Origin of the sequence: Azospirillum rugosum (assembly GCF_017876155.1) — a bacterium.
GTDB classification, from domain to species: domain Bacteria; phylum Pseudomonadota; class Alphaproteobacteria; order Azospirillales; family Azospirillaceae; genus Azospirillum; species Azospirillum rugosum.
Genome location: NZ_JAGINP010000041.1, coordinates 17,400 through 28,969, shown reverse-complemented (window position 1 = coordinate 28,969; position 11,570 = coordinate 17,400). Strand labels below are relative to the sequence as shown.

Sequence of the window (11,570 nt, the reverse complement as noted above, 5' to 3'; positions counted from 1 at the left end):
CTCCGCTCCAACGATGACGCTGACGGTCTGGGCCATGCCGATAGAATCGCACATCAGCGGACCCTTGTGAATCCTATGTCTGTGTCAGTGCACTAGCAGCCGGCCGACACCCGTCGCCCGCCCTACGGTGACGTTTCGGAATGGGGACGCCCGTTTTGTCACATCAGCGCCGGCACAGCATCCGCCGGCCGCTCTATGGTGACGTTTTCCAAGGGGGCAGCCGCCCGTTTTGTCACATCAGCTCCGCCCCGGCACCTGCCAACCGCCTCACAGTGACGTTTTGAAAGGGGGGCGCCGACGCCCGTTTTGTCACATCAGCGCCGGCACAGCATCCGCCGGCCGCTCTATGGTGACGTTTTCCAAGGGGGGTAGCCGCCCGTTTTGTCACATCAGCACCACTCGACAGCTACCCAGTGAGCTGTTCTGAGGCGACACCTCGTCATCGCGGTTTAGCCTAGCCCCCGGATAGCAAATGATTGAACGCCAGGGGATGGGCAGAACGTCAAGTTTCCCTCTTTATCCCAAATAAATCAAAAGGTTCTGGTTGTTTGGCTGCCCCGGTGGGGTTGTGGACAGAGGCGGGCGGCGGTGGGCAACCGCGATCGCGGTTGTCCACGGTCGTCTGCCGGTGCGCCGAAAGGCGCACTGTCCACAAATCCACCGGGAAGGGGTGATGAGTTATCCACAGCGAAAAATTCAATTTCTTAGATTCAACTTCTAGGGATGATAAACTATTGAAAAAAAAGGGGATTACGGCTCCTGTTGTGACTCAACGGGCGGTTTGTTGTGACTCAACGGGCGGGTAGATGTGACTCAACGGGCGGTTTGTTGTGACTCAATGGGCGGATGGATTGGCCTCATGAGTGCGTCATATCCTGATGTGACAAAATGGGCGGGTTAGGCGTTAGAGGGGCAAAGAGCCTTCGATAGAAAGGGGTGGAAAGAGGCTTGATGGAGAGTGGATGTGACTCAACAGACTGGCGTGACGTGACTTGACAATGATGTCACGTCACAATAACGTTTCGTGCATGAGTCGTACTATTGCACAGAAAACCAACGCACTCGGCTTTCCTAAAGCTGGTGAGTTGATTGAAATTACCGGCGCTCATGAGCTGGAAGCCATGGATCGCGCTGCCCTGAACCTGCTCTACCAGCACGCACATAGCAGCGGTAACCTTGGAGAACCTGGGGCTGAGTGGGAACTGCCGATGCATGTCCTCCGCCCGTCCAAACATCAAAGTAATGATCGAGTGCGCGATAGCTTAGATCGATTGATGCGCGTTATTGTTAATGTGCCATATAAGGATATGAAAACAGGGGAACCGCGGACGATAAAGACGCACCTGTTCGAGTTTTTTGATTTGTCAAATGATGAGGGTGGTCCTCGTTCGACTGTACGTTATGGGCTTCCGAAAAAGCTCCAACCTATCATTGCTCAATCGGCACATTGGGGGCGCATTCGGGCCGAACTAATTTGCTCGATGACAAGCAAATATGCTGTTGCTCTTTATGAGATAGTCCAACTTCGAGCAGAAATGGAACGATCGGTAGAGACGTTCTCTATCGACCGCTTTCGTGATCTGCTAGGAGTGCCTCCTGGGCGCCTCACGCGCGGCCCCGACTTCGTCAGGCGTGTTCTGGAGCCTGCGGAGTTGGAGGTGAACGGCCTTACCGATTTGGGTGTGAAGTTGGAAGTGCGGCGGGAGAAGGGGCCACGCTCGGCTATTGTGGCAGTCACCGTTGCGTGGTGGAAGAAGGAAGGGGATGAGTTTCGAGAAGCTCTTCGGGAGCGACAACGGCCAAAATTCGGCCGAATGGCCCGCTTGCGGGGTGCTGTAGAAGAGCCTGTCTTATAGCTACGGTTCCAGCAGCTCGTGCAGTGGCTTGCCCACGACTCGCGCCAGCAAGGCCATGTAGCTGAGGCTTGGGGAATGAAATGATCTTTCGAGAAAACTAATGTAGGTTTGGCTTATGCCAGTTAATCTCATGATGTCATTTTGGGAAAGACCAGCCTCCAGACGCGCCTTCTTGAAATTGCTTACAAACGTCAAAAGTTCAGGCGGCGCATCCTCTATTCTGGTGCGTTGCTTATGAGGCTTGCGCGGAGGGCGCAGTTTTTTTATCTCTTCCGTCACGTCCTGGGTGCCTTCACTTCGTTTGTGAAGGTTTCAGCGTCGATGAAGGTCTCAACAGCTCATGCAGCGGCCTGCCGACCACGCGCGCTAGCAAGGCCATATGCGTCAAGCTGGGATCGACTGCGGCTCGTTCCACATCGGACACGTAAGCCTGCGAAACGCCAATTCTCTTGGTGATGTCAGTTTGTGTCAGGCCAGCAGAGAGGCGGGCCTGTTTGAAATTATGGGCAAAAATCATCAACTCCACCGGTTTGTCTTTGTGAGACACCCGGCGTTTGCGTGAGGCTGGCTCCGGCTTTTCCTCTGGATCAACCAAGTCTATCGCCTACATTCATTGTTCTATGAAGGAAGGTATCAAATAACGCGTCCGAGTAAGTGATTCGCCACTATACACGGCCGATGCGACTCGCTTCTTAAGAAGTCACGAGTGGCCAGGGAGGATTTAACTGCAAGAAATTTCGATTTCGCAACCCAGTCATTAGGTGCGCCACCTCTCACTCCCGATCTAACCCGCCGTTCTGCCGTGTTCGCGCTTTCACATTACGGGCACATTTTGGGATTTCAAGCATCTTGCGCCCTCTGATCCCGTAGGCAAAAGGCATACCCGGCTATGCTTGCCCGGCGCAAATTTTGGATCGCGCGGATTGTGCGTGAGTGGTCCTGTCCTTTGGGTGGTGCAACCTAACCACGACCAATGACGGATCTTTCTATACCCATTTAGCCGTTCTGAGCCAATTGCTCACAGGCTATAGTGATCTCTGGAAGAGAGAACGAAACAGCGACTCCAGGGGGGCCAATGAGCGTGACCGCTGCCGCTTCGTTCCAACAGGAACACGACCGGCGCGTGCAGGAAAAGCTACGCCGTGAGCTTGGCCCTCTGGTGTGCGGTTTTCTGGCCGAACCTGATGTCGTGGAAATCGCGCTGAACCCGGACGGCCGGCTGTGGGTCGAGCGGCTGGGGCAGGAGATGATGACGGTCGGCACCATGTCGGCCAGCCAGGCGGAATCCCTGATGACCACGGTGGCCGCAGCTCTGCGCACCACCATCACCCGCGACAATCCCATTCTCGAATGCGAGCTGCCCTTTGACGGCTCCCGCTTCGAGGCCCTGATTCCACCGGTCGCTGCCGCTCCCACCTTCGCGATCCGCCGCAAGGCGTCGCGCGTCTTCACGCTGGAGGAGTATGTCGAGCGCGGCATCATGACTGAGCGCCAGAGGGCGGTACTGGTGGAGGCTGTGGCCGCCCGCCGCAACATCCTGGTGGTCGGCGGCACCGGCACCGGCAAGACGACGCTGACCAACGCCCTCATCAAGGAAATCGAGCGCGCCACCCCGCATCACCGGCTGATCATCATTGAGGATACGGTGGAGCTTCAATGCAGCGCGCCCAACGCGGTGCCGCTGCGCGCCACCGAGCATGTCAGCATGCTGCGCCTTCTCAAGGCCACCATGCGCCTACGACCCGACCGCATTCTGGTGGGCGAAACCCGCGGCCCCGAGGCCCTGGCGCTGCTGAAGGCCTGGAACACCGGCCACCCCGGCGGGGTCGCCACCGTCCACTCCAACACCAGCGACAGCGCCGGCACCGCCGGCTTGGTCCGCCTGGAAAGCCTGATCGCCGAAGCAACCCCGACGCCGATGCACATGCTGATCGCCGAGGCGGTCAACCTGGTGGTCAACATCGAAAAGACTTCGTCCAGCCCCGGCCGGCGCATCGCCGCCGTTCTCGCCGTCGAGGGGTTCGACGGCAGCAATTACGTCCTGTCACAACTCGGATAAAGCCCCCATGCGCACTCCTCTCTTACGCGGCGTCTCAGCCGCCACCCTGACGGCTGCCCTCACGGTGCTGGCCGCCGCTCCCAAGCCGGCGCTCGCTGCCGGCGGTGGCGGCGGCGGGCTTCCCTGGGAAGCGCCGCTCCAGACCTTCGTCAACTCGCTGACCGGCCCGGTCGCTTTCGCCATCTCGCTGCTCGGCATCGTCGTCTGTGGCGCCATGCTGATCTGGGGCGGCGAGATCAACGAGTTCGCCCGCCGCTTCGTCATGCTGGTACTGGTCGTCGCGCTGCTGGTCTTCGCCACCAACATTCTGACCCAGCTTTTTGGCGTCGGCGCGGTGATCGCTGCGGCCGGCGCCGGGGGGGTGCTGGCGTGACCGGCTCCGCCACCAGCGGGCTGCGCCGGACTGAGTTCCGCCGGGCGATGCACCGGGCCAACCTGCTGATGGGCGGCGAGCGCGAGCTGGTGATGTTCACCGCGCTCGTGGCCGGCGGCCTGATCCTGACGGCGCAGAACTGGATCGCAACGGCGGTCGGTCTCAGCATCTGGTTCGGCCTGATCGGCTTCCTGCGGACCATGGCGAAGGCTGATCCCCGCCTCAGCCACGTCTACACCCGCCACCTCCAATACCAAGCCTACTACCCGGCCCGGTCGCGGCCCGCCCGCGACCGATAAGGAGGGGCCATGCTGGCTCTCAAGACCTACCGTGACAAGGCCAGGGGCGTGCCCGATCTGCTCGACTGGGCCGCCCTGGTCGATGACGGGGTTGTCCTCGGCAAGAGCGGTGCCCTGCTCGCTGGCTTCTACTACCGCGGGCCGGACACCGCATCCTCGACTGCCGACGAACGCAACTATGTGACGGAGCGGGTCAACGCCGCCCTCGCCCGGCTGGGAAGCGGCTGGGCGAGCTGGTTCGAGGCCGCCCGCCTCCCCTCGTCCGGCTATCCGTCGGCTGAGGCGTCATCTTTCCCCGACCCAGTCAGCCGCCTGATCGAGGCGGAGCGCCGCCGCCAGTTCACCACCCACGGCGCGCACTACGAGTCCGACTATGCCCTGGTGGTGCAGTACACCCCGCCGCTGCGGCGCAACACCAAGATCCAGGATTACCTGTGGGATGAGGATCCGACCGCGGCGCCGCAGTCGCCGGCCGACCAGACGCTCGCCGCTTTCCGGAAAGCTCTGGACGATCTGGAAGACGCGCTCGGCACCGTGCTGACGGTGCGCCGCATGACCAGCTACGCCCATGTCTGCGCCCAGGGCCGTGAGCACCTGCGCGACGAGCTGGTCAACTACCTGCACTTCTGCCTGACCGGCGACGACACCCCGCTCAACATTCCTCCGGACGGGATGTATCTCGACGCGGTGATTGGCGGGCGCGAGCTGTGGACCGGTGACACCCCGCGCATCGGCGACCGCTACATCGCCTGTGTCTCGCTGGAAGGCTTCCCCGGCGCCTCCTCTCCCAACGTCCTCGACGTGCTGGAACATCTGCCGGTGGCCTACCGCTGGTCCTCGCGCTTCATCCATCTCGACCAGCACGAGGCGGTGACCCACCTTCACCGCTACCGCCGCAAATGGAAGCAGAAGGTGCGGGGCTTCTGGTCCCAGGTCTTCCGCACCCAGGGCGGCGTCGTCAATGAGGACGCCCTGCTGATGGCCGGCGAGGCCGAAGCGGCGATCACCGACGCCAGCTCGGCACTGGTGACCTTCGGCTACTACACCCCGGTCATCGTGCTGATGAGCGAGGACCGCGCCCGGCTGCTCGACAGCGCCCGGCTGGTGTCGCGCGAGGTGCAGCGCCTCGGCTTCGCCTGCCGGCTAGAAACGATCAACGCTGTGGAAGCATGGCTCGGCACTCTCCCCGGCCATCCCAACCCCAACGTCCGCCGGCCGCTGATCCACACCCTCAACCTCGCCGATCTGCTGCCGCTCGCCAGCGTGTGGGCCGGGCTGGATACCGTTCCCTGCCCCTTCTATCCGGAGGCGTCACCACCGCTTTTGTACGGTTCTGCCCCTGGATCGACCCCTTTTCGGCTCAATTTGCACGTTGGTGACGTTGGGCATACTTTGGTATTCGGCCCGACCGGCGCCGGCAAGTCCACCCTGCTGGGCACAGTGGCGGCTCAGTTCCGCCGTTACCCCGGCGCCACCGTGGTGGCCTTCGACAAGGGCCGCTCCATGCTCGCCCTGGCGCTCGCCTGCGGTGGCGCCCACCACGACATCGCCGGCGAGGCCAGCCGACTGTCCTTCGCCCCGCTCGCCGCGCTCGATACCGCCGGGGATCTCGCCTGGGCGGAAGACTGGATCGAGTCCTGCTACCAGCTCCAGACCGGCCTGCCGCCAACCCCGGCGCAGCGCGAGGAAATTTACCGTGCCATGCGGCTGCTGAGCCAGGAAAAGGGGCCGGAGGAGCGCTCCCTCACCGACTTCCTGCTGACGGTGCAGGACGAAAAGCTGCGCTCGGCCCTGACGCCCTACACCATCAGCGGTCCGCTCGGCCATCTGCTCGACAGCACCCGCGACGGGCTGGGAGAGGACGCCTTCACCGTCTTTGAGATCGAGGAACTGATGGGGATGGGCGAAAAGAGCCTGATCCCGGTGCTGCTCTACCTGTTTCGCCGCTTCGAGAAATCCTTGCACGGCCAACCGGCGCTTTTGCTGCTCGATGAAGCCTGGGTCATGCTCGGGCATCCGGTCTTTCGCGAGAAGATCCGGGAATGGCTGAAGGTGCTGCGCAAGGCCAACTGCGCCGTCGTGCTCGCCACGCAAAGCCTGTCGGATGCGGTGCGCTCGGGCCTGCTCGACGTGCTGCTGGAGTCTTGTCCCACCAAGCTGCTGCTGCCCAATGAGGAAGCCGACAAGGGCGGCACGCCGCAGGTGCCGGGGCCGCGCGACCTCTACACCGCCATCGGGCTGAACGAGGTGCAGATCGGCATCCTCAAGACCGCGGCCAAGAAGCGCGACTACTACTACCTGTCGCCGGAAGGCCGCCGGCTGTTCTCGCTCGCCCTCGGGCCGGTGACCCTCGCCTTCGTCGGCGTCTCCGACAAGGAGAGCGTGGTGCAGGTGCGCGAGCTGGCCGCCAGCCATGGCGCCGACTGGCCCTTCCATTGGCTCCAGAAGAAAGGGGTGCGCTATGACCACCTGCTGTAAAGCCGTCACCACGGCCGGCGCGCTGCTGGCCGGCCTCGCCCTGCTGCCGGCGCCGGCCCAAGCCGATGAGTGGGGCTGTCAGGTCCTGCTCTGCATGAGCAACCCCGGCGGGCCGACGCAGTTTTCAGAATGCGTTCCGCCGATTGAGCGGCTATGGCGGCATTTGCGCCGTGGCGGCAGCTTTCCCACCTGCGACATGGCAGGCTCGCCGGAAAGCGGCGGCTCTTACGTCCAGCAGGTGTTCGACCCCTACGACCTCTGCCCGGCCGGTCTCCAACCGGCGCCGGCCGGTCAATGGGTCGGCAGCCGCTCGCAGCTTGCACTCTTACCGCTTGGGGGCCTGCCGGCCGACGGGGGCACCGCGCGGCCGGCCCAGTCGGAAGCGTCGATCACCAGCGACCACGGCGGGCGCCTGGGACCACGGGCCTGTGTCGGCTCGCTGATGGGCACCACCGTCCAGGGCGGATCGGACGATGAACGGATCACCGTCTCCATCTACGACGCCGTGCAATGGCTGCAACCGAAGCCGCCGCAAGCCTTCGACGTCTACATCAACTCCCGGCTCTTTCACCGCGTCCGCATGCAGTAGGTGCCCCGATGCGCAAACCCCTCTCCGTCCTTCTGCTGTCCGCCCTGATGTTCCAAACCTTGCCGGCGCACGCCCAAGGCATCCCGGTGATCGACGTGTCGGCCATCGCACAGATGATCACCCAGGTTGCCAACCAGATGGAGCAGATCAGCAATCAGGTTCAGATGATCGAGAACCAGGCTCGCACGCTCCAGACCCTAGGCGGCGGCAGCTTCGGCGAGCTGAACGGCAATCTCGGCCAGCAGGTCGGCCAGCTCAACGCGGTGATGAGCCGGGTCCAGGGGATCGGTTACCAGCTCGGCGGCATCGAACAGGAATTCAACCAGCTCTTCCCGCCGGGGACGAACTGGCAGTCGGTCCCGACGCAAGACGTGGCGCCCTATTACCAACGCTGGTCCAGTCAGCTGCAGGATGCCTCGCGCACGGCGATGGACAGCCAAGGGGTGGTGCGCAACGTCCAGCGCAACGTCTCGGCCGCGCAAGGCATCCTGGCCGACGTCCAAGCCTCGGACGGTGAGGTGCGCCAGCTCCAGGCGACCAACGAAATGCTGGCGCTGCTGGCGACCCAGCTCGGCGACATGACCATGACCATGGCGACCACCGGCCGGGTCACCGCCAGTGCGGCGGCGGCGGCGCAAACACGATCCGATGCTGAAGCCGAATTGCAGCGCCGGTTCTTAATCGCCCCTCCGCTTCCCTCCACCGATGGCGAAGCTTTCTAGAGGAATACTTCATGATCCAGATCAAGGCATCAGTCGCTCTTCTTATCATCGCTGGATCAATCGTCGGTTCTGCGGTGATTACGCATATTGTTACACGCTACAGCCTCAATGTGATTTGCGCTGCTGTCGCGCCAGCCGAGCCAGCCAGGACACTGCCAGTTGGACCGATGCTGAACTCTCGTGACGGGGAAGCGTTCTGAGGAGGAATGCCATGAAAAGGAATTTGGATTGGCCTCGCTGGGTGCCTATCATCTTAGCCGCCGCGATCATCGCGGTGTCGTGCGAAGCCACAGCCCAAACGACAAACAACTCGCTCGACAGCATTGTCCGCCTCTATCGGGATCACTCAGCCGCGTGGCAAACGGTGCTGAGGAATTATGCTATTTCACTGTTCTGGCTTCTGGCCGGAATTGAATTCACTTGGGCAGCCATTCGTCTGGCATTGAAAGGTGCTGATTTTGGAGAATGGGTGGCAGAGGTCACCAATCAGATCCTTTTCATCGGCTTCTTCTTGATCCTGCTACTCAATTCAGCAGATTACGCCGAAGCTATTGTGAACAGTTTCCGAGAAGCCGCTAATCAGGCAAGCGTGGCCGGAGGTGGAACAGGCCGGATCAGCCCGTCCAACATCTTTGAGGTGGGCGTCAACCTCGCGCTTCGAGTGGTTGGGCAAGTCTCTCTAGCAAAACTGGCAGAGAGTGCTGGTTTTCTGATCGCAGCTCTTGTTGTTCTCATCTGCTTCGCACTGATCGCTGCCTTCCTGATCCTGGCTCTGGTGGAGAGCTACATCGTCATCTCAGCTGGCGTGCTGCTGATGGGCTTTGGCGGCTCTCGCTGGACCAAAGACTATGCCGTCAAGGTTATGGTCTACGCCGTGGCGGTCGGCGCCAAGCTGCTTGTCCTCCAACTGCTCATCGGATTAGGGCAGGCCATGATTCTGTCCTGGGAAGCACAGGTCGTCAGCAACACGTCCGACGTTTTCGTCATTGTTGGCTCTTCTGTCGTTATGCTGGCGGTCACCAAGGTGGTGCCGGACATGGTCCAGAGCCTCGTGAACGGCACTGCCCCGAGTGGTGGCGGTGCCCTGGTCGGGGCTACCGCAGCAGTCGGCGGCGCCGTGGCTGGTGTCGCAGCAGGTGCGGCCGGCGCTGGTATGGCGGTCGGTGGCGCCTCCAAGCTTGCCAGTGCCCAGCTCGCCAGCTCCGGCCTGTCCTCGTCCCCTCCGCCCGCTTTTGCCGCCCGCATGGCCGCCCGCGCCGCCGGCAATCTCGGCCAAGCGGCGGTGCAGGACGTCGGCCGCCGCCTGTCCGGCCGCCATCATGGCACCATGGGCGGGCGCATGGGTGAGAGCATGATCCACAAGGCCCGTGAGCTGCGGGCCGCTGCCGAAAAACCGCAGGCGCCGCAAGCTCCTCAGCAGGGGCAGCCGCCGGGCCAACCCGACAACGTGATCCGCCCCGAATAGGCGTTCGGGTTTGAACGCCAGGGGGATGGAGTCCTTCGATCTATAGGCAATCGACTATGAAGACCCACGCCCTGCGCAAGCCGAAAACTCCAGCAAAACCGCCAGCCGAAACCCCCTACCTCTCGGCCCGGCGGGAATGGAACGAGCGGTATGGCTCCTACATCGCCCGCGCCAACGCATGGCGTCTCACGGCGCTGTCCAGCCTCGCCATCGCCGCCCTGGCGGTTGGGGGCGTGGTGTGGATCGGCAGCCAGAACCGCCTCGTTCCCTATGTCGTGGAAACCAACAAGCTTGGCGATGCAGTGGGGGTGCGGCGGGCCGATCAGATCTATGTGCCCAACGAGCGGGTCATCCGCGCCCAGCTCGCCCGCTGGGTCAGCAACATCCGCTCCGTCTATGTCGATGCCGCGGCGGAGCGGGCGCTGATCGACGAAGCCTTCGCCATGCTCAACAAGCGCGGCGCCGCTTACCCGCAAATCCTCGAACACTTCCGCGCCAACGATCCCTTCAAGCGCGCGGAGAACGAAACCGTGACTGTCGAGGTGCAGTCGGTGCTGCCGATCAGTCAGGACACCTGGCGGATCGAATGGCGGGAAAGCGTGATGAACCGGGATGGCTCGGTCAAGCAACCGCCGGTCTCCTGGCAGGCCACGGTGACGATCAGCATCGCCCCGCCAGCCACCGAACAGGCGATCCTCATGAACCCGATGGGGGTCTACGTGAACAGCTACTCCTGGTCCCAGCGGCTCATCTGACAGGTGCCCCCATGCTCAAGGTAACCCTCACCCTGGCCGCCCTGGCGTCGACCATCGCGGGACCGGCGCTTGCCCAGCAGGTTCCGGCCATTCAGACGGCGCAGACGGAAGCGCCCGGCGCCACACCGCCGGCCGGCGATCCTCCGGCCGTCCTGACCCGCCGCACCGGCACCCCGCCGCCGGTCAACCTGATGTCGGGCAAGGAGGCCGAGCTGAACGCCAAGGAAAAGCGCGGCGTTGCTCTCTCCGGTGAGTGGCGCGGCGGCAAGGACCGCCCGGCGCGCGGGCAGGCTGGCCGCGTCACCTTCACCTACGGCTCCACCCTTCCCTCCGTTGTCTGTGCCCCTTTACGGGTCTGCAATCTCGAACTCCAGCCGGGTGAGGTTGTGCAGCAGATCGACCTTGGCGACATCGCCCGCTGGAAGGCCACGCCCACCGCCTATGGAACCGGTGCCAACCAGACCAGCGTCATTGTCATCAAGGCGAGCGACAGCGGCCTGACCACCACCATGACCATCGCCACCGACCGGCGGATGTACGTGGTCCAGCTTGTCAGCCGGACCAAGGACTGGATGCCGCTGGTGTCCTTCGTCTATCCGGAGGACGTTCAGCAGGAGTGGGACGCCTACCGGGCGGCGGTGAACCGGCGCCAGCAGGCCACCACCCTCTCCGATGGTCTGAACGCCGCCAATCTCGACTTCAACTTCGCCATCCGGGGCGACAGGCCATCCTGGCGGCCGGTGCGGGTCTACACCGACGGGCGCAAGACCTACATCCAGTTTCCCGGTGAGATGCGCTACGACGAGTCCCCCGCCCTGGTGGCGATCGGCGCGGATGACAAGGAACAGCTGGTCAACTACCGGGCCAGCGGCGACCGCTATGTGGTCGACAAGGTGCTGCGCCATGCGGCGCTGATTTCCGGTGTCGGCAGCGACCAGACCAAGGTCGAGATCCTGCGCGAAAGGAACTGAGCC

Annotated in this window: 13 protein-coding genes; 11 read left to right on the top strand and 2 right to left on the bottom strand. The window is 62.9% G+C overall.

Translation table 11 applies throughout. From position 1 onward, the window contains the following. Positions 1-998: 998 nt before the first annotated feature. Positions 999-1,856, top strand: a complete 858-nt coding sequence (locus J2851_RS34375; RefSeq protein ID WP_209773422.1) for a replication initiation protein — start codon at positions 999-1,001, stop codon at positions 1,854-1,856. Here J2851_RS34375 and J2851_RS36180 read toward each other — a convergent pair whose 3' ends face one another. Next, entirely contained in the window at positions 1,857-2,135 is a 279-nt protein-coding gene (locus J2851_RS36180; RefSeq protein ID WP_209773419.1) for a helix-turn-helix transcriptional regulator, read from the bottom strand. A 13-nt stretch (positions 2,136-2,148) separates the two neighbouring features. Next, complete coding sequence (locus tag J2851_RS34365) at positions 2,149-2,451, bottom strand: helix-turn-helix transcriptional regulator (protein WP_209773416.1); 303 nt, start codon at positions 2,449-2,451, stop codon at positions 2,149-2,151. A gap of 480 nt (positions 2,452-2,931) precedes the next feature. Between J2851_RS34365 and trbB the strand changes: the two genes are divergently transcribed. Genes trbB through trbG form a run of 10 tightly spaced genes read left to right on the top strand, consistent with a single transcriptional unit; the run spans position 2,932 to position 11,567 of the window. Next, positions 2,932-3,915 (top strand): P-type conjugative transfer ATPase TrbB, encoded by a 984-nt coding sequence (gene trbB / locus J2851_RS34360; protein WP_209773412.1) that lies wholly within the window; start codon positions 2,932-2,934, stop codon positions 3,913-3,915. 7 nt (positions 3,916-3,922) lie between these two features. Beyond that, positions 3,923-4,288 carry a TrbC/VirB2 family protein gene (locus tag J2851_RS34355; RefSeq protein WP_209773404.1) on the top strand — a complete coding sequence of 122 codons (366 nt, stop codon included), beginning with the start codon at positions 3,923-3,925 and terminating at the stop codon, positions 4,286-4,288. After that, a complete protein-coding gene (locus J2851_RS34350) occupies positions 4,285-4,587 on the top strand; it encodes a conjugal transfer protein TrbD (protein ID WP_307421022.1) in 303 nt (100 codons plus the stop codon). Before J2851_RS34355 ends, J2851_RS34350 begins: the two co-directional genes overlap by 4 nt. 9 nt (positions 4,588-4,596) lie before the next feature. Beyond that, on the top strand, positions 4,597-7,065 hold the full coding sequence (locus tag J2851_RS34345) for a VirB4 family type IV secretion/conjugal transfer ATPase (RefSeq protein WP_209773403.1): 2,469 nt from the start codon (positions 4,597-4,599) through the stop codon (positions 7,063-7,065). Beyond that, positions 7,049-7,654 (top strand): hypothetical protein, encoded by a 606-nt coding sequence (locus J2851_RS34340; RefSeq protein WP_209773401.1) that lies wholly within the window; start codon positions 7,049-7,051, stop codon positions 7,652-7,654. The genes J2851_RS34345 and J2851_RS34340 overlap by 17 nt, the downstream gene beginning before the upstream one ends. Positions 7,655-7,662: 8 nt before the next feature. Then, the gene (locus tag J2851_RS34335; RefSeq protein WP_209773399.1) at positions 7,663-8,376 is read left to right on the top strand and encodes a type IV secretion system protein; all 714 of its coding nucleotides are present in this window, start codon (positions 7,663-7,665) and stop codon (positions 8,374-8,376) included. Positions 8,377-8,387: 11 nt separating this feature from the next. Next, positions 8,388-8,576 (top strand): hypothetical protein, encoded by a 189-nt coding sequence (locus J2851_RS34330; protein ID WP_209773397.1) that lies wholly within the window; start codon positions 8,388-8,390, stop codon positions 8,574-8,576. Positions 8,577-8,587: 11 nt separating this feature from the next. Further along, entirely contained in the window at positions 8,588-9,841 is a 1,254-nt protein-coding gene (gene trbL / locus J2851_RS34325; RefSeq protein WP_209773396.1) for a P-type conjugative transfer protein TrbL, read from the top strand. Positions 9,842-9,897: 56 nt separating this feature from the next. Next, positions 9,898-10,596, top strand: a complete 699-nt coding sequence (trbF, locus tag J2851_RS34320) for a conjugal transfer protein TrbF (protein WP_209773394.1) — start codon at positions 9,898-9,900, stop codon at positions 10,594-10,596. An 11-nt stretch (positions 10,597-10,607) separates the two neighbouring features. Next, positions 10,608-11,567, top strand: a complete 960-nt coding sequence (gene trbG / locus J2851_RS34315; RefSeq protein ID WP_209773392.1) for a P-type conjugative transfer protein TrbG — start codon at positions 10,608-10,610, stop codon at positions 11,565-11,567. The last annotated feature ends 3 nt before the right edge of the window (positions 11,568-11,570 follow it).

What these genes read in the sequence shown, in the direction of transcription:
- J2851_RS34375 (WP_209773422.1), top strand. Translation starts at nt 999, where the DNA reads ATGATGTCACGTCACAATAACGTTTCGTGCATGAGTCGTACTATTGCA.
- trbB (WP_209773412.1), top strand. Translation starts at nt 2,932, where the DNA reads ATGAGCGTGACCGCTGCCGCTTCGTTCCAACAGGAACACGACCGGCGC.
- J2851_RS34355 (WP_209773404.1), top strand. Translation starts at nt 3,923, where the DNA reads ATGCGCACTCCTCTCTTACGCGGCGTCTCAGCCGCCACCCTGACGGCT.
- J2851_RS34345 (WP_209773403.1), top strand. Translation starts at nt 4,597, where the DNA reads ATGCTGGCTCTCAAGACCTACCGTGACAAGGCCAGGGGCGTGCCCGAT.
- J2851_RS34340 (WP_209773401.1), top strand. Translation starts at nt 7,049, where the DNA reads ATGACCACCTGCTGTAAAGCCGTCACCACGGCCGGCGCGCTGCTGGCC.
- J2851_RS34335 (WP_209773399.1), top strand. Translation starts at nt 7,663, where the DNA reads ATGCGCAAACCCCTCTCCGTCCTTCTGCTGTCCGCCCTGATGTTCCAA.
- J2851_RS34330 (WP_209773397.1), top strand. Translation starts at nt 8,388, where the DNA reads ATGATCCAGATCAAGGCATCAGTCGCTCTTCTTATCATCGCTGGATCA.
- trbL (WP_209773396.1), top strand. Translation starts at nt 8,588, where the DNA reads ATGAAAAGGAATTTGGATTGGCCTCGCTGGGTGCCTATCATCTTAGCC.
- trbF (WP_209773394.1), top strand. Translation starts at nt 9,898, where the DNA reads ATGAAGACCCACGCCCTGCGCAAGCCGAAAACTCCAGCAAAACCGCCA.
- trbG (WP_209773392.1), top strand. Translation starts at nt 10,608, where the DNA reads ATGCTCAAGGTAACCCTCACCCTGGCCGCCCTGGCGTCGACCATCGCG.